This is a genomic window from Citrobacter sp. Cu096 (genome assembly GCF_030332285.1).
Classification (GTDB): Bacteria; Pseudomonadota; Gammaproteobacteria; order Enterobacterales; family Enterobacteriaceae; genus Citrobacter; species Citrobacter meridianamericanus.
In genome coordinates this window covers 1-20,307 of sequence record NZ_JAOWID010000028.1, presented here as the reverse complement: position 1 = coordinate 20,307, position 20,307 = coordinate 1, and the positions used below count along the sequence as shown (strand labels likewise).

Annotated in this window: 17 protein-coding genes; 4 read left to right on the top strand and 13 right to left on the bottom strand. The window is 50.4% G+C overall.

Features of this window, described 5'->3' with window-relative positions:
* The first annotated feature begins 40 nt into the window (after nt 1-40).
* A complete protein-coding gene (pmrR, locus tag OGX99_RS23795) occupies nt 41-130 on the top strand; it encodes an LpxT activity modulator PmrR (RefSeq protein WP_151218021.1) in 90 nt (29 codons plus the stop codon).
* Here pmrR and pmrB read toward each other — a convergent pair.
* From pmrB to melR, 7 genes are all read right to left on the bottom strand, one after another.
* On the bottom strand, nt 124-1,206 hold the full coding sequence (gene pmrB / locus OGX99_RS12265) for a two-component system sensor histidine kinase PmrB (RefSeq protein WP_187253959.1): 1,083 nt from the start codon (nt 1,204-1,206) through the stop codon (nt 124-126). The genes pmrR and pmrB overlap by 7 nt on opposite strands.
* Complete coding sequence (gene pmrA / locus OGX99_RS12260; protein ID WP_003031849.1) at nt 1,207-1,875, bottom strand: two-component system response regulator PmrA; 669 nt, start codon at nt 1,873-1,875, stop codon at nt 1,207-1,209. It lies immediately after the preceding gene.
* 4 nt (nt 1,876-1,879) lie between these two features.
* Nucleotides 1,880-3,517 (bottom strand): phosphoethanolamine transferase EptA, encoded by a 1,638-nt coding sequence (gene eptA, locus OGX99_RS12255; RefSeq protein WP_187253958.1) that lies wholly within the window; start codon nt 3,515-3,517, stop codon nt 1,880-1,882.
* Between the two features lie 144 nt (nt 3,518-3,661).
* Nucleotides 3,662-4,999, bottom strand: a complete 1,338-nt coding sequence (gene adiC / locus OGX99_RS12250) for an arginine/agmatine antiporter (protein WP_151218019.1) — start codon at nt 4,997-4,999, stop codon at nt 3,662-3,664.
* Between the two features lie 127 nt (nt 5,000-5,126).
* A complete protein-coding gene (locus OGX99_RS12245; RefSeq protein WP_151218018.1) occupies nt 5,127-5,888 on the bottom strand; it encodes an AraC family transcriptional regulator in 762 nt (253 codons plus the stop codon).
* Nucleotides 5,889-6,205: 317 nt separating this feature from the next.
* Entirely contained in the window at nt 6,206-8,473 is a 2,268-nt protein-coding gene (gene adiA, locus OGX99_RS12240; RefSeq protein WP_286543754.1) for an arginine decarboxylase, read from the bottom strand.
* A gap of 237 nt (nt 8,474-8,710) precedes the next feature.
* Nucleotides 8,711-9,643, bottom strand: coding sequence for a transcriptional regulator MelR (gene melR / locus OGX99_RS12235; protein WP_151218098.1), 933 nt, complete (start codon nt 9,641-9,643; stop codon nt 8,711-8,713).
* Between the two features lie 268 nt (nt 9,644-9,911).
* On the opposite strand from melR, the gene OGX99_RS12230 reads away from it, so the two are divergent.
* The 3 genes from OGX99_RS12230 (at nt 9,912) to OGX99_RS12220 (ending at nt 13,047) form a co-directional block, all read left to right on the top strand.
* On the top strand, nt 9,912-11,267 hold the full coding sequence (locus OGX99_RS12230; RefSeq protein WP_187260084.1) for an alpha-glucosidase/alpha-galactosidase: 1,356 nt from the start codon (nt 9,912-9,914) through the stop codon (nt 11,265-11,267).
* 92 nt (nt 11,268-11,359) lie between these two features.
* On the top strand, nt 11,360-12,790 hold the full coding sequence (melB, locus tag OGX99_RS12225; RefSeq protein WP_187253956.1) for a melibiose:sodium transporter MelB: 1,431 nt from the start codon (nt 11,360-11,362) through the stop codon (nt 12,788-12,790).
* A gap of 2 nt (nt 12,791-12,792) precedes the next feature.
* Nucleotides 12,793-13,047, top strand: coding sequence for a SemiSWEET transporter (locus OGX99_RS12220; RefSeq protein ID WP_151218016.1), 255 nt, complete (start codon nt 12,793-12,795; stop codon nt 13,045-13,047).
* A 26-nt stretch (nt 13,048-13,073) separates the two neighbouring features.
* On the opposite strand, the gene OGX99_RS12215 is transcribed toward OGX99_RS12220, so the two are convergent.
* The 6 genes from OGX99_RS12215 to OGX99_RS12190 all read right to left on the bottom strand — a co-directional run bounded on the left by OGX99_RS12215 (nt 13,074) and on the right by OGX99_RS12190 (nt 19,989).
* Nucleotides 13,074-13,691, bottom strand: coding sequence for a DUF2238 domain-containing protein (locus tag OGX99_RS12215; RefSeq protein WP_151218015.1), 618 nt, complete (start codon nt 13,689-13,691; stop codon nt 13,074-13,076).
* 148 nt (nt 13,692-13,839) lie between these two features.
* Nucleotides 13,840-15,486: a class I fumarate hydratase FumA gene (gene fumA, locus OGX99_RS12210; protein WP_016155418.1), complete on the bottom strand. Its 1,647-nt coding sequence runs from the start codon at nt 15,484-15,486 to the stop codon at nt 13,840-13,842.
* 96 nt (nt 15,487-15,582) lie between these two features.
* A complete protein-coding gene (dcuB, locus tag OGX99_RS12205) occupies nt 15,583-16,923 on the bottom strand; it encodes an anaerobic C4-dicarboxylate transporter DcuB (RefSeq protein ID WP_151218014.1) in 1,341 nt (446 codons plus the stop codon).
* 118 nt (nt 16,924-17,041) lie between these two features.
* Nucleotides 17,042-17,344 carry a hypothetical protein gene (locus OGX99_RS12200; RefSeq protein WP_151218013.1) on the bottom strand — a complete coding sequence of 101 codons (303 nt, stop codon included), beginning with the start codon at nt 17,342-17,344 and terminating at the stop codon, nt 17,042-17,044.
* Between the two features lie 297 nt (nt 17,345-17,641).
* Complete coding sequence (gene dcuR / locus OGX99_RS12195) at nt 17,642-18,361, bottom strand: two-component system response regulator DcuR (RefSeq protein WP_151218012.1); 720 nt, start codon at nt 18,359-18,361, stop codon at nt 17,642-17,644.
* Entirely contained in the window at nt 18,358-19,989 is a 1,632-nt protein-coding gene (locus OGX99_RS12190) for a sensor histidine kinase (RefSeq protein ID WP_210905457.1), read from the bottom strand. Before OGX99_RS12190 ends, dcuR begins: the two co-directional genes overlap by 4 nt.
* Nucleotides 19,990-20,307 lie beyond the last annotated feature (318 nt).

Below are 20,307 nucleotides of genomic sequence, written 5' to 3'. Positions count from 1 at the left end.
TTCAGGCAAACTCTCCTCCATATCCTCGGAGGAGAGTGTCATGAAAACCCGCATTTACGAAAGTTTGACCACCGTGTGCAGCGTACTAATTATCAGCAGCTTTTTGTACGTATGGGTGAGTTCTTACTGATCTTTCGCTAATTCTACCCACGCGCGAGTACCGGTGGTTCCCTGACGATTTTGCAAATAAAAATGCCCGCGATGTAACTGGGTGATTCGACTGACAATGCTCAGTCCCAGCCCAATCCCGCCAAAACGGCTATCCATCCGCACAAACGCTTTGCTCAGTTCCCCGCATTTACTTTCATCAATGCCTGGCCCTTCATCTTCGACGGCCATGACGGCATCATGCTCTGTATTCAGACTAATCGTAATATGGGTGCCTTCCGGGCTGTAGCGATGTGCGTTCTCCACCAGATTTCGCAGCAACATCCGTAAGAGCGTTGCATCGCCACGTACGACAACGTCCACCGTACTTTGCGGTAGGAGCAGCGTCTGCTGGCGCTGGTCCAGCATGGTGCTGAGTTCATCGTAGGAGGGCAGAATCACATCCTCCAGCAGTTTGACGTGCTGATAGCTCCCGGCTGAAAACGACTGTCCGACGCGGGCGAGTTGCAGCAGCTGCGACACGCTATCCATCATTTGGTCAAGGCGGGCAATTAACGGCGAAACATCGACCTTATGAGTTTTGGACAGTAATTCAAGATGCAGGCGCACGCCTGACAGCGGCGTGCGCAGTTCGTGAGCGACATCGGCGGTAAATAAGCGTTCGTTTTCAATCGTGCTGGTTAGCCGCGTTACCAGGTCGTTTAGCGCTGAGACAACCGCCTGGATCTCAATGGTTGAGCTGTGAATTTCAATCGGGGTCAGGTTATCGGCTGCCCGCGCTTCCAGCTCTTTTTGCAGATCCGCCAGCGGGCGAGTAATACGTCGCACTGCCTGGTAGCAAATCAGCAGCGCCAGGCTGACCATAAAGATGCCGGGGACGATCAGGCTGGCGATAGCCTCACGGATCTCATGCATGATGTGGCGATCGTTGTTACGATTTTCGCGCAATGCCTGTTCGAATAACTGTATTTGCTCGGTACTTTCGTGCCACAACCAGAAGGTACTAATCAGCTGAAAGACCAGCAGAATAAGACCAATCGTCAGCATCAGGCGATGACGAAGCGGGAGAGGTTGTTTTAGATATTGCAGCAGCTTCACTTAGCTTTCCTCAGTGGCAACCAGCATATAGCCAAATCCCCTGACCGTGCGGATGCGAGATTTTCCGACTTTGTCGCGCAGGTTGTGAATGTGCACTTCCAGCGTATTGGTCGACGGTTCGTTATCCCAGCTGTAGATGTCGTTATAGAGGATTTCCCGGTGTACCGGGCTGCCCGCTTTGAGCATCAGGCGCGACAGGAGTGCGTATTCTTTTGGCGTTAAGATAACCTCTTGCCCGTCCATCCACACCTGGCGACGACCGATATTCAGCGTCAGGTTGCTGACAATGAGTTCACTTTCACCCTGATTGTTATGCCGACGCAGCAGCGCCCGGATGCGGGCATGCAGTTCTTCCAGTGCGAACGGTTTGACCAGATAGTCATCGGCCCCCACGTCCAGCCCGCTGACCCGGTCTTTCACCGTATCACGGGCGGTGAGGATGAGTACCGGCACGGTGTATTTTTTCTGCCTGATTCGGTTCAGAAAGTGCAGGCCGTCTTCATCCGGTAAGCCCAGGTCGAGGACCACCAGACTGTAATGTCCGCTTTCCAGACACTGCTCCGCTGCACGGGCCGTCGATACGCCGTCGCAGGCATAGCCTTCTGTTTGCGCGGCGAGTATCAGTCCCTGTAATAACAACGTATCGTCTTCAACAATCAGAATTTTCATTCGTTTAGCCTCCCCGGCAGGGTTGCAGAATATCATCTGTCGCCTGGTATTTCTGTGTTTGCACGCCTGTTAATCCCAGCAGGGTAGAGAATAGATTATCCTGTGAGAAATCTTCTGAGCTTGCCCGTTTTTGTAAACATGTCTGAGAGACTTGATAGCGTTGCTGATAATCTTCTGAGAGCCACAGCAGCATCGGCACATGTTTTTGCGTATCTGGCGCAATCGAATACGGCAGGCCGTGCAAATAGACGCCATTTTCCCCTAAGGATTCACCGTGATCGGAAAGATAAACCAGGCTGGTGGTGAAATTATCCTGATGCTCTTTCAGTATATTGATTGCTTTATCAACAATATAGTCAACGTAAACAAGAGTGTTGTCGTAGGTATTGATCAACTGCTGCTGTGAACAATTCTGGATTTCGTTAGTGTCGCAGGTTGGTGTAAATTTCTTGAACTGCGCAGGATAGCGGTTGTAATAGGTCGGGCCGTGGCTGCCGATGGTGTGCAGCACAATCACGCCGTCGCCTTGCAGGTTATTAATATACTCTTCCAGTCCGTGGAACAGCACTTCATCGTAGCATTCGCCGTCAATACACTGTCCTGGCAGGTTCAACTCGGTCATATTCTGGTGTGGTACCCGGTCACAGGCTCCTTTGCAGCCGCCGTCGTTATCGTTCCACAGCACGTTAATTCCTGCGCGCTGAATAATGTCGAGGACGCCTTCCTGATGCTGCGCCAGTTCTTCATCGTAGTGTGCGCGCGGCATATCGGAGAACATGCAGGGTACGGACACTGCCGTTGCCGTTCCGCAGGAGGTGGTGCGGGGGAAATAGACCACATCATCTTTTTCCAGCAGCGGGTTGGTCTGGCGCGAATAGCCAGACAGCGAGAAGTTATCTCCGCGTGAGGTCTCACCGAGAACCACAATTGTCAGGTTCTTACGTTTTTCTTTTACCATTAATGGGTTGCGATGCGCATCTTCGCCAATACGCACCAGCGGTAGGTGGGCCAGCCTCTGGTGTGAATACCAGGACGATGTCGCCACAATGCTGTTGGATGGGCTGAGAGATTTCACCAGCTGTTTATTGTTGCGAAACAGTGAGGCGTAATCTTTGTAGAAGAAGGTGGCGACCAGCACGATCAACAACGCGGACACCAGAATGTTAGCGCCACGGAACAGTACGCTGCGCATTACCGGGGCGATTGGTTTGATTCTTACCCAGCAGGCAATGAGCGCGGCCAGAATTCCGCTCACACCGAGCGTGAGGAGCATTTTTGGCGTCAGCAACGCGAAGGTTTCTGCGGGCGTAGTGTCCATCATGTTGGCGATCATCGAGCGGTCGATGATGATGCCGTAGGTCATGATGAAATATTGGGCCGCTGCGCCAACCAGAATGAAAATGCAGGCCACCAGGCGATTAAGCCACAGGAATGAGGCCAGCGTCAGCACAATGTTCATGACGCTGAATGCGACGACTGGCATCGACAAAAACACCAGCACGTTACGCACGGAATCCAGCGGCAGGACTTGCAGCACTTGTTTGTAGAACGCAATGTTCAGAAAAGTTGCAAGATAAATTGAGATCAGCAGAATCCAGCTGATTAGACCGAGAACAGGCCTTTTAAACAGGTGCTTTAACATTAAGGGGGTTCCATCGACTAAGTGGTGCAAATCCTCTCAAAGTAAAGTTAAGCCAACCTTAAGTTCTTAATGTTGATTCCGAATCGCGGTAGGAAAATCCAGGCCCGATGAAGTTATGTCATCGGGCCACTACGGTGAGTTGCGTTAGTTATTGTTTACCGGGGCATCCAAAGGATACGGATTTTTATGGATTCGGTTGTAGTTCAGAGCGTACAGCGCAGTAATGATCATCAGCGTGACGAACGACCACATCACTTCTTTAGCACCGGAACCGATAACCGCCCAGATACAATAGACAAACGCGATAAAGGTTACTGCCAGGTACACTGGGCGCGCTTTGCCGAAATGACCATGGCCGAGCAGCAGCAATGCCGCGCAGGTGTACAGATATGGCACCAGGGTGAAGATAACGGAGACCGAAGAGACCAGACCAAATTCTTTCGCGGCGTTCGGCGACATGCTGCTGAACTGGAAGATGGTCATCAGGATACCGACAATAATTAACCCGGCTACCGGCGTACCGGCTTTGTTGACGCGGGCAAAAATCGGCGGGAACAGGCCATCATCGGCTGCCGCTTTGGCAGTTTGTCCGGCAAGTAGCGTCCAGCCGCCCAGAGAACCGAGGCACCCGGCAGCCGCACAGAAGGAGACAATCGCCCCTGCGGTGTCACCCAGCGCCATTCGAGCGGCATCGCCGAACGGGGAAGCTGAAACACGCAGCGCAGCATTAGGGATCATACCCATAATCGCCGTGGTGGAGAGCACATAGCAAACCGCGGCAATCAGCACGCCACCAATAGTGGCAATAGGCACGTTACGTTTAGGGTTTTTAACCACGCCTGCCGCGACGGAGGCGCTTTCCACCCCAATAAATGACCACAAGGTTACGTTCAGAGTACTTTGAATCGCGCCGAAGGTGTTCATGCCGCTGACGTTCCAGGCCGCCATATAAGTTTCACCGCGGAACCAGAACCAGCCGAAGACGGCAATACCGACGATGGGCACCAGCGCCAGAACCGTTGCGACGGCCTGTACACGGGTGATCATTTTTGGTCCGACAATGTTCAGCAATACGAAGATCCACAGTACCACAACGCAGGTCAGTGTCAGGACCAACGGATCTTTTAAGATGGGGAAGAAGTAGCTCAGGTAACCGACGCCGATGACCACCATGGCGATGTTACCTATCCAGCAGGCCAGCCAGTACAGCACGTTGGTCTGGTAACCTAAAAAAGGGCCGAAACAGCGGCGGGCATAAGCGTAAGAACCACCGGGACTGGAGTCTAAGGACGACATTTTCGCATACACCATCGACAGCGCTAAAGCACCGATAATAGTGACCAACCATCCGTAGATTGCAATCCCGCCAGTTGACGCCAGGTTTGCGGGTAGCAGGAATACACCGGAACCCATGATATTCCCCGACACCATAAGGGTGACGGGGATTAATCCCACTTTGTGAGCATCAGCATCCGTCGACATATTTTTTAACTCCTGATTAGGATAAATGACGTCTTATCATACCTCTTCAGAAGACTATTTTATGATGGCGGACCAGGGGTATCGCCAATGCTGATATTATTATGGCTTATTGCTAACTGATTAAAAATCAGGTAGCGGATTGCTCCCTATGTTGACTAACATAATGCAGTGGCGTCATCCCATAGAACTCTTTGAAAACGGAAATAAAGTATGAGGTACTGTTATATCCGCACAGTTGAGAGACCTGAGAAATGTTTTTTCCGTCCATCATTAATTGATTGACGGCGTAACGCATACGACACGTAGTTATTATTTGACTGTAACTGGTGTTTTCATTTTTGAGCTTTTTCTTTAACAAACTGGGGCTCAGGCATAAGCAGCTGGCGACCATGCTTAAATTCCAGTCTTTATGGATATCGCTCTCGATAATGTGGTACACGCAGTCGCTGACGCAATTGCGTAGCATATGCATGAGCAGGGAGATAAACTTTTTGCTGTCGAGAAAACGTGATAACACTGTGAACAGAAGCGAACGAGTACGTTCGTATTCACCTTCATCCACCGTTTCCATCACGCTATGTTGAGCAGCTGCCCGGAAGATATCCGGCGTCAGGCAGACGGCGGTCATGACCGGATTGGCACTACGTTGCCAGGGAGGGATCTGTGACAGATCTTTGTTTAAGAATCGAAGATAGTCTTTAATAATTTCACGACTGATGTGTACGACCAGTGCGTTATTAAGTGATGATAAATCAATAATATTATTATCGCATGCTACCAGTGCCATGTTGTTGGCTTTTAAACTGATGGCTTCTTTTCCGTTAATCCTTAACCAAACATCCTTCTCCGTTAATACAACAACACAAGCTGCTCTGCTGCAAACCCTCATACCCAAACTCCAGGAATATGAACATAAAACACCGTAACCCACCAAATCAGGTGAATCAAATCGGTTAAATAGAATTGTATGATGAAACCAGGACTGCAATAAAATAACGTGTCTGAAATTAATTACAATATTTGGAGGGATTTTTCTTATGTACACATTTTTGTACGGAGTGGAAACTGGCGTTTTTTGTATGTAAAAAAAGCGCGGGGTGGTCCCGCGCAAAAAGGTATGACAGTGTTATTGTTTTGCAGCAATACTCAGGAATTACTCAAGAATGACATGTCTACCTTAAACATCGGACTCTCTAAAAAGAGACATTATGCTTTCACGCACATGACGTGATACACACCGTCAATAATTTCCGTTCCTTCGGTTTCATGTTCAAATCCAGGGAAGTGGTGGTCCCAGGACTGCAACGAACGCAGGTACCCAATTTGCGGGCTGTTGGCATCGCCAAAGTTTTCACCGGACAGCAGCATCGGAATTCCCGGTGGGTAAGGGATCACGGAGTTTGCCGCAATACGTCCCGCCAGATTTTCAATCGCGACCATCTCAACGTTGTCACTGACTATCGCGTTGTAAGCGTCACGCGGGGTAATATTCGCATCCGGCAGACCGGAGTAAGCGGCGTTGAGCCGGCTGCCTGGGTTGTTCTCTTTCAGCCAGGCAAACATGGTGTCGCCCAGATCGTGAATACCCATGTTGGCATAAGTGTCAGGATGTTCTTCCACCAGTTCTGGCATAACCTGTGACAGCGGTGTATTGGCATCGTAGTGGTGTTTGAAAGAGCACAACGTGTTGATTAATGTGCCCCATTTACCACGGGTAATCCCCATGGAGAACAGGAACATAATCTGGAAGTCGGTGGTACGTGTCGGCACGATACCGTGGCGGCCAAGCCAGGCGGTAACCAGCGCTGCCGGTACGCCGTTCTCTTCCAGTTCGCCATCGTCGCCCATCCCCGGAGCCAGAATGCTGACTTTGATTGGGTCCAGCATGCTCCAGTTATCCGGCAGGTCTTTAAAGCCGTGCCAGGATTCACCCGGACGCATCACCCAGCAATTCTGATCGGTTGCCAGCAATGTAGCTGGCGCGTCGGCAAAGTCATAGGTTTTACCGGTCTGCGGATCGGTTACCACTTCTTTGTTCCACGGTTTGAAGAACCAGTCGCCTTCGGCGGTGAATTCTTTGTACAACCTTGCCATGGCCTGACGGAAATCGACCGCTTCGTCGATCACTTCCTGAGTGAGTGACAGGCCGCTGTTACCGTCCATCATGGAGACCGCCACGTCGTTTGATGCGCAGATGGCATACAACGGAGAAGTGGTGGCGTGCATCATGTACGCCTGGTTAAAGCGGGAGAAGTTCACGGCTCCACGACCTTCACGGACGTGAATGTAAGATGCCTGAGAGAGCGCATTCAGCAGTTTGTGGGTCGAGTGGGTGGCAAAAACGGTAGGGCCGTTGTGATCGCCCGGCGCGCCACGCATGGCGTAGTGATCGGTATAAATTGGGTTGAAGCGGGCATAACCGTACCAGGCCTCATCGAAGTGGATGCGATCGCTGGTTTGCGCGAGCAGATCCTGCGCTTCTTTGGCGTTGTAGCAAACACCGTCGTAGGTACAGTTGGTCACAACGCTGTAAGACGGTTTTTGCCCGGCCTTGCTTTTGGTCAGCGGGCTTTCGCTGATTTTTTTCTGCAATGTTTCAGGCTGCATTTCCTGCGGGTAGATAGGTCCGATAATGCCGTACCGGTTGCGGCTCGGTACCATGTACACCGGTTTTGCCCCAGTGAGGATCAGCCCCTGCTCGATAGATTTGTGGCAGTTACGATCCAACACCACGACGTCATTGTCGGTCATACAAGCCTGCATGATGGTGCGGTTAGAGCCGGAAGTCCCGACCACCACGGACCAGGAACGATCGGCGCCGAACACGCGGGCAGCATTTTTTTCACTTTCCCCAAATGCGCCAGTATGGTCGAGTAAAGAACCGAGATTGGTACGTTCAATCCCCATGTCGGTACGGAACAGATTTTCACCGTAGTAGTCATGGTACAGTCGACCGGCAGGCGTTTTGGTGAAACCGACACCGCCCTGGTGACCAGGAGCCGCCCAGGAATACTCATGGACATTACTGTATTTCATCAGGGCGTTGAACAGCGGCGGTAACAATTGCTGACGATAGCGAGTCATCGCTGCGATGGCGCGGCCAGCGATAAAGTCAGCGCTGTCCTCCAGAATCCAGGCGAATTCATCGACAAGCTCCAGCAGGTCGCGATCCAGTGACGCGGTGGCCTTTTCCCGATCGCCCAGCAGGAAAACAGGAACGTTTTGCTGGCGCTCGTGGAGCTTACCGATCAATTGCCTGACATTCAGGTGCTCGTCTTGTTGTTCCATTTGATAGCTGAACATCAGGCAATCAATGGCTTCATTTGCGGCGAGGATGGCATAACCATCGTCGAATGAGGTGGACTTAATGACGGTAACATTTTGGCGGCTTAAAGCATCGGCCAGACGTTCGACAGCGCTACCGACCCAGGTGTCCTGATGCAGAAACTCACTTTCAACAATTAATACTTTCATCATCTTTTACCCGGTTGTGGAAAGGTTGCAATTTAGGGATTGCAGACACACCGTATGAATGTGACGTAGGCAAGTATTATCCTGACAAAATGGCCTGTAAAGCGGGTGAAAAATAGTCTGATTTGACTTTATTATTTTATTAAACAAATGGTTGCGTTTACTTGTTGTCGGTTTTCTACTGCCGTTTATCGACAGGGGGAATATTTTTTTGGCTGATACTGATATCAGCGAATGATATCAACCCGCCATTGTTTGCCGACGCTGCTGGCTCAGTTTACGGTACTGCTGCGGCGACATGCCGACAAACTTGCTGAAGGTGTCATAAAAACGGCTGCTGGATCGGAATCCGGCAGTCAATGCGACGTCGAGAATGGTTTTATCGGTATCGCTAAGCAATGCGCGGACGTGATTGATCCGCATGGCGGTGATGTACTGCTTCATGGTGAGTTGCATCACGCGCTGGAAAATCCCCATCGCGTAGTTGGCATTGAGCTTCACGTGCTCCGCAACGTCGTTGATGGTAAGCGCCTGATCGTAGTTATCAGCAATAAAGCTCAACATTTGGCTGACGTAAAACTGGGCATGCCGTGAGGCGCTATTTTTATGCGTGCGTGAGGTTTTGTTGACCAGAATAGGTTCCCATCCAGAAAGGCTAAACCGCTTTAACATCAGGCCGATTTCATCGATCGCCAACTGGCGAATTTGCTCATTTGGGCTGTTCGCTTCCTGCTGCCAGCGCAGCACTTCAAAGGTACTGAGTTGCTGGGTCGCGAGCGATTTGACGACCATGCCATGGGTAACATGATTGATAAGCTCCCGATCCAGTGGCCAGGAGAGAAACAGATGCATCGGTAAGCTGAAAATCGCCATCTGCTTGCAGTTGCCGGGGCGGGTGAGTTGATGTGGGGTACAGGCCCAGAATAGGGTGATATGTCCTTGTTTTATCTTTACGACTTCGTTGTTGATCAAATACTCCACATCGCCGTCAAACGGTACGTTGACTTCCACCTGACCGTGCCAGTGGCTGGCAGGCATAGCATGCGGTGAACGCAGCTCAATATCCATCCGCTGATATTCAGAGTAGAGCGACAGCGGGCTGCGGGTCTGTTTTTCGTCGCCATTACACATATGCGGGTCGGGCGGGAGAAAGACTATCGGCTCTGTACTCATCATCACTCCATTTCCTGAATTATCAGAATCATGTCTCATCCGCAGAAAAGAAACCGCGAAGGGGGGCACAAAACCGGTCGCTATGAATGATAGTAGACCGATTATCAGGCCGGATACTCTGCTTTTTAGGTGATTTAATCCCAAAAACTCAGATCGTCACACGGCTGACAGAGGATCTGAGTTTTTGGGAATGCTCATGAGGGAAAACGGAGGTTTTCACCCGGGCGGCGTGCCACCATGACCGTGTTCACTACTGTTCTGGAGAGTCATGATGTCTGCACCCAAAATTACCTTTATCGGCGCCGGTTCGACGATTTTCGTCAAAAATATCCTCGGGGACGTTTTTCATCGCGATGCGTTGAAGTCGGCGCATATCGCCTTGATGGATGTCGATCCTACACGTCTGGAAGAGTCACACATTGTTGTGCGTAAACTGATGGATTCTGCGGGTGCATCCGGGCATATCACCTGTTATAGCGATCAAAAAGCGGCATTGCAGGATGCTGATTTTGTGGTTGTCGCTTTCCAGATTGGCGGCTATGAACCCTGTACCGTTACCGATTTTGCGGTGTGTAAACGTCATGGTCTGGAGCAGACGATTGCCGACACTCTGGGGCCGGGCGGCATCATGCGTGCGCTGCGCACTATCCCGCATTTATGGCAGATTTGTGAGGACATGACGGAAGTCTGCCCGCAGGCCACCATGCTTAACTACGTTAACCCGATGGCGATGAACACCTGGGCAATGTATGCGCGCTATCCGCATATCAAGCAGGTTGGGTTGTGCCATTCAGTACAGGGCACGGCGGAAGAGCTGGCGCGGGATCTGGATATTGATCCTGCTTCGCTACGTTATCGTTGCGCCGGGATCAACCACATGGCGTTTTATCTGGAGCTGGAGCGTAAAACGGCTGATGGGGGCTATGTGGATCTCTACCCGGAACTGTTGGCGGCTTATGATTCCGGTCAGGCACCGAAACCGAATATTCATGGGAATACCCGTTGCCAGAACATTGTGCGTTATGAAATGTTCAAAAAACTGGGCTTTTTCGTCACCGAGTCATCGGAACACTTTGCGGAATATACGCCGTGGTTTATTAAACCGGGGCGTGAAGATCTGATTGAACGCTACAAGGTTCCACTGGATGAATATCCTAAACGCTGCGTGGAACAGGTGGCGAACTGGAATAAAGAGCTGGAAGAGTACAAAACGGCGGCGCGGATCGATATTAAGCCGTCGCGCGAATATGCCAGCACTATCATGAACGCTATCTGGACTGGTGAACCAAGCGTGGTGTATGGCAACGTTCGTAATGACCATCTGATCGATAACCTGCCGCAAGGCTGTTGCGTGGAGGTAGCTTGCCTGGTTGATGCGAATGGTATTCAGCCAACGAAGGTGGGGACGCTCCCGTCCCATTTGGCGGCCATGATGCAAACCAATATCAATGTTCAGACCCTGCTAACGGAAGCCATTCTGACGGAAAATCGCGATCGCGTTTATCACGCGGCGATGATGGATCCGCATACCGCCGCGGTATTGGGAATTGAGGAGATTTATGCGCTGGTGGACGATCTAATCGCCTCCCATGGCGACTGGCTGCCAGCCTGGTTACATCGTTAACACACAATCACGCCGGGCAGAGTATCCGGCGTTTAACGTCTGACGTTTCCTCTTACAGAAGGCGGGCGCTGGTAACAGCGACCCGATACCCTATGAGCATCTCTCTGACTACAAAACTCAGTTACGGATTTGGCGCGTTTGGTAAGGATTTCGCTATCGGTATCGTGTACATGTACCTGATGTATTACTACACCGACGTGGTGGGATTATCGGTGGGCGTCGTCGGAACTTTGTTCCTGGTGGCAAAAATATGGAACGCGTTTAACGATCCGGTGATGGGTTGGATAGTGAATGCCACCCGGTCGCGTTGGGGAAAATTTAAACCCTGGATCTTACTCGGTACGCTGGCGAACTCGTTGGTGCTGTTTTTGCTTTTTAGCGCACATCTGTTTGAGGGGACGGCGCAAATCGTTTTTGTTTGTGTGACGTACATATTGTGGGGGATGACCTACACCATTATGGATATTCCATTCTGGTCGCTGGTCCCCACGATTACGCTGGATAAACGCGAGCGTGAACAACTGGTGCCGTTCCCTCGTTTCTTCGCCAGCCTTGCAGGGTTTGTCACCGCGGGCGTGACGCTACCCTTTGTAAACTATGTTGGCGGCGCGGATCGCGGGTTCGGTTTTCAGATGTTTACGCTGGTGCTGATCGCATTTTTTATTGTTTCTACCCTCGTAACCTTGCGCAATGTGCACGAAGTGTATTCCTCTGACAGCGAAGCCACGGCAGACAGCACCCGGCTGACGCTGAAATCAATCCTTGCGCTTATCTACAAAAACGATCAGCTTTCCTGCCTGCTGGGTATGGCGCTGGCTTACAACGTGGCGTCCAATATCATTACTGGTTTTGCGATTTATTACTTCACCTACGTGGTGGGTGATGCTGACCTTTTCCCATACTACCTCTCCTATGCCGGAGCGGCTAACTTGCTGACATTGATTCTCTTTCCCCGTCTGTCAAAGGCGCTTTCTCGCCGGATACTGTGGGCTGGCGCTTCGGTTATGCCGGTTCTGAGCGCAGGCGTATTGCTGATTATGGCACTGGGGGCATTCCACAATACTTTCCTGATTGTTACCGCAGGGATCCTTCTGAACATTGGTACGGCACTGTTCTGGGTACTTCAGGTGATTATGGTGGCGGACACCGTAGATTACGGCGAGTATAAGTTTAACGTCCGCTGCGAGAGTATTGCCTATGCCGTGCAGACGATGGTGGTCAAAGGTGGCTCGGCGTTTTCTGCTTTCTTTATTGCGGTGGTGCTGGGATTGATTGGTTATGTTCCGAATGCAACGCAATCCGCTGAGACCATTCTTGGCATGCAGTTCATCATGATCGCGCTGCCGACGCTCTTCTTCATTGTGACACTGGTGCTCTATTTCCGTTACTACCGGTTAAATGGCGATATGCTGCGTAAGATTCAGATCCACCTGCTGGATAAATACCGAAAAGTACCGTCGCCCGTCAAGCAGTCGAATACCCCGGAGATACCGGTGGTAGTGGCCAGCGATGCGAAGGCGTAGCTATGGAATGGCATTCCTGGATTGGCTATCTGGCGGCAACGCTGACGACGCTCTCTTTTTTGCCGCAGGCGATTAAGGTCATTACCACCCGCAACACCCAAGGTATCTCCGGTTTAATGTATGTGATGTTTGTGTGCGGGTTGGTTTTGTGGCTGGTTTATGGGTTATTGATTGACGATACCGCCGTCAGTATGGCGAACTTTCTGACGCTGCTGTTCGCCTTGCCGATTCTGGTTATCAAATCGCGTAATGGGTAGGGCAGATTGCCGGATAAGCGTTAGCGCTATCCGGCGATTTTTAACTGTCTGTTGTGCCAGCCCGCCAGCACGAGCACCGTCGTTAGCGCGCCGAGCAGGGCGCAGAACATATCCGACTGGGTATCCCACGGGTCGCCTTGCGTACCCAGAAAATCATCGGCTCCCTGGCCCATCGCCAGTGCCGCCCACCATTCGATCAGCTCATACATCGCGCTAATCGCCAGCGCTACGCAGCAGACCAAAAAAGCCAGCATTTTGCGGCCACGAACGCGATTCCCGCGCACTAAAATCTCTCTTGCCGCTAGTGCAGGTACCAGCCCCTGGAAGAAGTGACCCAGCTTGTCATACGGGTTACGACTGAGATCCAGCCATTCCTGAACCTGAAAACCGACGGGAACTTTGGCGTAGGTATACATACCGCCGACCATCAGAATGATGGCGTGCAAAAAAATGAGCGTGTAGAGCAATGGCGTCAGCGGATACTGTTTTTTGGTCGCCAGCAATAATGGGACGACAATAATGACCGGCGTGACTTCCATCAGCCAGGTGATCTTCTCCGAGGCTGAGATACCGGTGTAGATAAGAATCAGCGTCAGCAGCAGCGCGCCAGTATGCAAGATTGTGACGTTCAGGGTACGAAGCATTGCGAATTCACAAGTAATGGAAAAGGTCACTATTCCCTGTGCGCAACAAAAATTCAAGGTCAGTAAATGGGGGGATAAAGGAGGCCCGGGGGGATCACTGGACTGACGCCAAAAAACGGGTGTCAGTCCAGTGCCGGGCCGAATGGGTTTACTTCGCGCAGTTAGCGCATTGTTTGCTGACGATTTGCTGGAAGAAATCGTTGCCTTTGTCATCGACCAGGATGAAAGCCGGGAAATCTTCTACTTCGATTTTCCAGATTGCTTCCATACCCAGCTCCGGGTATTCCACGCATTCCAGATGCTTAATGCTCTGCTGCGCCAGTACCGCTGCCGGACCACCGATGCTGCCTAAGTAGAAGCCGCCGTGTTTGTGGCAGGCGTCAGTTACCTGCTGGCTACGGTTACCTTTCGCCAACATGATCATGCTGCCGCCATGGGACTGCAGCAGGTCAACATAGGAGTCCATGCGACCCGCAGTGGTTGGGCCTAAAGAGCCAGACGGATAACCCGCAGGGGTTTTGGCCGGACCCGCATAGTAGATCGGGTGATCTTTCACGTACTGTGGCAGGCCTTCGCCGGACTCAATACGTTCTTTTAGCTTCGCGTGGGCGATATCGCGACCGACAATGATAGTGCCGCTCAGCGACAGACGAGTAGAAACCGGGTACTGAGAAAGCTGGGCAAGGATCTCTTTCATTGGGCGGTTGAGGTCAACTTTGACCACTTCACCTTCGCCTGCCTGGCGCAGGGATTCCGGAATGTATTGAGCTGGATTGTGTTCCAGTTTTTCAATCCAGATCCCTTCGCGGTTAATCTTGGCCTTAATGTTACGATCTGCGGAGCAAGAGACGCCCATACCAACCGGGCAGGACGCGCCGTGGCGAGGCAGGCGGATCACGCGGATATCGTGCGCGAAGTATTTCCCGCCAAACTGGGCTCCGAGGCCGAGTTTCTGCGCTTCTTCCAGCAGTTCCTGTTCCAGTTGCAGATCGCGGAACGCCTGGCCGTGCGCATTACCTTCAGTCGGCAGTGCGTCATAGTAGTGTGTGCTGGCCAGCTTCACCGTTTTCAGGGTGCTTTCCGCTGACGTGCCGCCAATGACAAATGCAATATGATACGGCGGGCAAGCTGCAGTACCCAGCGTACGCATTTTCTCCACCAGGAAGTTTTTCAGTTTGCCGGGAGTCAGCAGCGCTTTGGTTTCCTGATACAGATAGGTTTTGTTCGCTGAACCGCCGCCTTTGGCTACGCACAGGAATTTGTATTCGTCGCCGTCCACGCTGTACAGATCGATTTGTGCGGGCAGGTTGGTGCCAGTATTCACTTCTTTGTACATATCCAGCGCCGCGTTTTGCGAGTAGCGCAGGTTATCTTCAATATAGGTATTAAATACGCCTTTAGAGAGTGCCGCTTCGTCGCCGCCACCGGTCCAGACACGCTGACCTTTTTTCCCCATGATAATGGCCGTACCGGTGTCCTGGCAGGTTGGCAACACGCCTTTGGCGGCGATTTCGGAGTTTCTCAGGAACTGCAGCGCGACATACTTATCGTTTTCGCTGGCTTCGGGATCATGGAGGATTGAGGCGACTTGCTGTTGGTGTTCAGGGCGGAGCATGAAGGAGGCGTCGTGGAAGGCTTGCTGGGCCAGTAGCGTAAGTGCTTCAGGAGCTACTTTCAGGATTGTTTCGCCTTCAAACTCGCCAACGCTGACGTGATCGGATGTCAGCAGGTAGTACTCAGTTTTGTCTTCCCCCAGTGGGAAAGCCGCCTGGTAAGTGAATTCAACTTTTGACATTTGCTTCCAGCCTTTTCATTTTTCTCAGGAATTTTAAAATTCTCTGCGTCTTAACGGTGGCGTGCCGTACCAAAACGGACGGCACGCGAACTGTAATTACAGGAAACCGTACATTGCGGCGAAGATCCAACCAAAGACACAGGATACGCTTACGCCGATCAAACCAGGCAGAATGAAACTGTGGTTGATAACGAAGCGGCCAATGTGGGTAGTGCCGGAACGGTCAAACTGAATTGCCGCCAGATCGCTTGGGTAAGTCGGCAGAATGTAGTAACCGTAACATGCCGGAGCGGAAGCCACGATGTATGCTGGATCGACCCCAATTGCCAGCGCGACCGGAACAATCGCCGCCAGCGCCGCTGCCTGAGAGTTTACAAATTTAGATACCAGCAGCAGAACAATTGCATAGGCCCACGGATACTCTTTCACCATGTTGCCCAGCACACCTTCGATTTCTGCCATGTGCGCACCGAACATGGTTTCTGCCATCCAGGCAATACCGTACACCGCCACAATCGCGATCATACCGGAACGGAAGACTTCGTTTTTAGATATTGAAGCGGGATTGGTCTTCGTCAGGATAATAATCAGCGCACCGGTCAGCAGCATGAACATCTGGATGACCAGTACCATTGACAGCGGTTTGCCGCTGAAGGTAGGACGCAGTTCAGAGAACGCGCCGAGCACGGCAACAACGGCGATAGCGGCAAGGAAGATCCACATGGCCAGCCAGTTGCTTTTCGGCAGCTTTTTGTCTAACAGCGTGGCGGTATCGCCATAAACGTAGTTGTGGTTTTCAGGTACGGAAATAAACTTCTGGAACTCTTCATCTTTATCCAGATCTTTACCACGAAACCAGCTGAAGATACCGATCGCCAGGATACCCAACAGGGTAGACGGGATGGTGATGCTGAGCAGGTCGAGGAATTCGAGATGCTTGCCTTCAAACGTTACGTTACCCAGCATGGCGACCAGTGAAACAACGGCTACGGAAACAGGGCTGGCGATAATCCCCATCTGCGCACCGATAGAGCTCGCCGCCATCGGACGTTCCGGGCGAATATTGTTCTTAATGGCAACGTCATAAATGATTGGCAGGATGGTGTATACCACGTGGCCTGTACCACAGAGAATCGTCAGGGTGCAGGTCACGAACGGGGCGACGATGGAAACGTATTTTGGGTTACGGCGCAGCAGCTTTTCAGCAATTTGCAGCATAACGTCAAGGCCACCTGAGGCTTGCAAGGTTGCCGATGCGGCGACCACGGCAATAATAACCAGCATGACATCTACAGGCGGTTTACCCGGCTGAAGATGGAAAACGAAAACCAGAATGACCAGGCCGATACCGCCTAATAAACCCAGCGCGATACCGCCCTTTCTGGCACCATAAAACAAACATATTAATATTATGAGAAGTTGTATACTAAATAACATTTTATTTACCCTCGCGAAAAACCCAGTCAATTTTTTGAAAAATGGATCTGTGCCACATTCTTTTTTGCCGGAATAGGCATCAAAAAATGGTCAGTATTCGATATGTCCGTATTTGCGATTAATGTTCAAATGTCTTGCTAGAATGTTTTCTTAAAATTATGGTGATATTTGGCTTTTTTCTGTGGTGTTGATCAGAGGAAAGTATCCTCAGGCGATGGGAAGCAGGGCTGGGTGTGGAGAGCTGCGGTTGACGCTGTAATTTATCTGTTTTGCGTTTTCCGCTATTACGTGAACCACCGACAAAATGGGTGAGTAGATTATTTATGTGATCACGCTCGCGCCATTTCATGATGTAATGAGGTTGGCGTGCGGATACTTTTACTTGCTCACAAAAATGTACGGTGTCCATGGTACGTAGCATGGTCTCCATTGCTACCAGTCTAGATTTTGTATGTCTGGTTATTTTCAGACTAATCCTTTATGGGTAAAAATACACACTCTGCGAGTTAGATAATACTTAATTAACTTTTGTTAGCGATTTTGAAATTAAAAACAGTGTGACGTTAATCAATATTAAAATAATACATTTAACATGCTGGATACAAATACATTTGATCTAACGCAAATTTATAATTCTGCAGCATGAGTCAGCAAAATAGGGATTTTTCATTATTTTAATAATTGTTACTTTCAAATAACAAATAATCCCAATATGTTTTTATTGGCAATATTGTTTAAGCAATGAGTAGTGCTCAGCCTGAACGCGGTAACGATAAACCGGTCTACCGGTTACGCCATAATGGATGCTGGTAAATAATATGTGACAATTGACGAGCCAGATAAGATATTTACGGCATGAGACGCGCGAGATATTAACCTCGTTAGCCAGCTCATCGGTGGAGAACTCCTGATCCTGATGCTCATCAATCCACTGACACAGCGTGCGTAACGTTTGTGGCGTTAACCCTTTAGGTAAGCGCCGCGCTTCCTGCTCATTAGAGGAACTTCCATGAATCAACTGGTCAAGCTCAGACTGTTCATAGTACTGATGCTTTTCCATTTCGTTTTTCTTTTGTAACCACCCGGTAAGCGCTTCTTCAAAACGGGATGCCTGAAAAGGTTTGATCAGGTAGTCAACGACACCATAGTGAAGGGAGTCTTTGATAGTCGTTGCGTCAGCGGCGGAAGAGATGACAATAACATCACACTTGCAACCTTCGCTGTGCAGAACGGGCAACAGATCCAGACCGTTTTCTTTTTGCATATAAATATCAAGCAAAATCAGGTCGATATGATTACCGCTATGAAAGATTATCTCTTTCGCTTTCTCCAGCGTGGAGGCTGTGCCGCAGCAATGAAACCCGGAGAGTTGTGCAACATAACGACGGTTTAATTCCGCTACCATTGCATCGTCATCGACAATTAAGACATTGATCATCTGCTGGCCCTCTCACCATTCCACGGTAACTGTACAAAAAATTGGGTGAAGATCCCAGGTTCAGACTCGACGGAAATATTGCCGCCAACGTTTTCAACCTGTTGTTTAACAAGCGCTAAACCAACGCCCCGTTCGGTTCCTTTTGACGAAACGCCCTTCTCAAAGATGTGCTCAATGTGTTCGGGGGCGATCCCCGGACCATCGTCATTCACTTCGCAATGCAACCAGCCGTGTCGATAATGCAAGGATACGCTGATCTCGCCCCCAGGTTCTTGACCTAGCGCTTCCAGGGCGTTTTCAATTAAATTCCCCAGAACGGTAATCAGCACTGCCACCTGATCTTCGTTGCTGTTTTCCGGCAACTGGCTTTCATTGCTGATCACCAGGCTATGGCCTAAATCAGATGTGCGATTAATCTTACTGAGTAAAAATCCTGCGATCACCGGGGATTTAATTTTTCCTAACAGCGAGCCAATCTCTTCCTGATAATTGTTCGCGGTCTTCAGGATATAATTTTCAAGCTGCTTATAACTTTTCAGATGCAATAATCCCAGAATCACGTGCAATTTATTCATAAATTCGTGGGATCGTTCACGAAGTGCGTCGGCATAGTTAACCATACCGTCCAGACGCTGCATCAGTTTTCGGACTTCAGTTTTGTCTCTGAAGGTTGAAATGGCCCCGATGATTTTACCGTTGCTGAGCACCGGAACTGTGTTTATCAAGAGTAGTCGATCCTTCACCATGATCTCTTCATCGCGACGCGGCGTACCATTATGTAGTACCTGTGAAAAATCGACCACCTGTGACCACGCGTGGCTGAGCGTAGAGAGCTGAGCATCGTCTTGCGATTTGTGGTAATCCAGTAGCTCCTGCGCCGCTTGGTTTATCAGCGTTACCTCACCGCATTCGTCAACGGCAATGACGCCTTCCTTTATAGAATGCAACATCGCCTGGCGTTGTTCGAACAGATTGGATATTTCATAAGGTTCCAGGCCAAACAGAATGCGCTTGAGGACTTTAACGAATATCCATGTGCCGAGTAGCCCAACCAGTACACCAAATAAGATGGACCAGATGATGCTACCGCGACTGTTATTGATCTGTTCAGCAACTCTGCTTAGCTCAAGACCGATCGCCACGACGCCAATTTGTCGGTGATGCTCGTCATAGATTGGGGTGAAAACACGCAGGGCTTGTGCCAGGAACCCGCGATTAATAGCCACATTCTCTTTGCCTTGCAGGGCCAGCAAAATGTCATCACCTTTAAACGGCTGGCCAATTCGTTGCGCTTCGGGATGGGAGTAACGAATGCTCTGCATATCGGTGACTACAATGAACAAAAAGTCATTGCTCTTATTCACCGCCTGGGCAATCTCCTGAATGCCACTTTCTTCGGGCTTCTTCATTAGCCCCTGACGGATTTCTGGAGAATTCGCCAGCGTTCGTGCGACAGCAAGCGCTTTATCAGCTAGCGCATCGCGCGTCATATTACTTATTTGCGAGAAATAAATCAGATGAACGACAAGCAGCACAGAGAAGAGTACCGCACTGACCATGAGGATCACGGTGGTGCCGAGCTTCATCGGGCGTTTGCGTATAGCAGTACGTTGCAGAGAGTGTCTCATCACGGTCCTGGAATCACGGTTTGTACGGGTATTATCGCCTGATGGGGTATGTAATTCAAAGGTGGTAGGGCTATGGGGCATAGGCTACCTGTACTTTTCTTCTTTTATATAACGTAGCGCGAATTTCTTTCTATATAGAGAATAGAGATTTCCTTATCTGTTTTTCTACTTTTCAGCGATGGTGGCCGCTAATCTTCTTACGATTGTGGATAACTCTGTGTGTAAATGGGTATAAAGCGGGGTTTTGCTGTGGAATGCAGCACTCAGTCATTTTTCTGTCATTTAAGGGTTGCGGGCTGCAGGAAACTCCCTATAATG

Excerpts from the sequence above, each read along its gene's own strand:
- dcuR (WP_151218012.1), bottom strand. The coding sequence starts at position 18,361 with ATGATCAATGTCTTAATTGTCGATGACGATGCAATGGTAGCGGAATTA.
- eptA (WP_187253958.1), bottom strand. The coding sequence starts at position 3,517 with ATGTTAAAGCACCTGTTTAAAAGGCCTGTTCTCGGTCTAATCAGCTGG.
- melB (WP_187253956.1), top strand. The coding sequence starts at position 11,360 with ATGAGCATCTCTCTGACTACAAAACTCAGTTACGGATTTGGCGCGTTT.
- fumA (WP_016155418.1), bottom strand. The coding sequence starts at position 15,486 with ATGTCAAAAGTTGAATTCACTTACCAGGCGGCTTTCCCACTGGGGGAA.
- OGX99_RS12245 (WP_151218018.1), bottom strand. The coding sequence starts at position 5,888 with ATGAGGGTTTGCAGCAGAGCAGCTTGTGTTGTTGTATTAACGGAGAAG.
- OGX99_RS12215 (WP_151218015.1), bottom strand. The coding sequence starts at position 13,691 with ATGCTTCGTACCCTGAACGTCACAATCTTGCATACTGGCGCGCTGCTG.
- adiC (WP_151218019.1), bottom strand. The coding sequence starts at position 4,999 with ATGTCGACGGATGCTGATGCTCACAAAGTGGGATTAATCCCCGTCACC.
- OGX99_RS12230 (WP_187260084.1), top strand. The coding sequence starts at position 9,912 with ATGATGTCTGCACCCAAAATTACCTTTATCGGCGCCGGTTCGACGATT.
- pmrA (WP_003031849.1), bottom strand. The coding sequence starts at position 1,875 with ATGAAAATTCTGATTGTTGAAGACGATACGTTGTTATTACAGGGACTG.
- OGX99_RS12220 (WP_151218016.1), top strand. The coding sequence starts at position 12,793 with ATGGAATGGCATTCCTGGATTGGCTATCTGGCGGCAACGCTGACGACG.
- OGX99_RS12200 (WP_151218013.1), bottom strand. The coding sequence starts at position 17,344 with ATGCTACGTACCATGGACACCGTACATTTTTGTGAGCAAGTAAAAGTA.
- dcuB (WP_151218014.1), bottom strand. The coding sequence starts at position 16,923 with ATGTTATTTAGTATACAACTTCTCATAATATTAATATGTTTGTTTTAT.
- adiA (WP_286543754.1), bottom strand. The coding sequence starts at position 8,473 with ATGAAAGTATTAATTGTTGAAAGTGAGTTTCTGCATCAGGACACCTGG.
- pmrR (WP_151218021.1), top strand. The coding sequence starts at position 41 with ATGAAAACCCGCATTTACGAAAGTTTGACCACCGTGTGCAGCGTACTA.
- melR (WP_151218098.1), bottom strand. The coding sequence starts at position 9,643 with ATGAGTACAGAGCCGATAGTCTTTCTCCCGCCCGACCCGCATATGTGT.
- OGX99_RS12190 (WP_210905457.1), bottom strand. The coding sequence starts at position 19,989 with ATGAGACACTCTCTGCAACGTACTGCTATACGCAAACGCCCGATGAAG.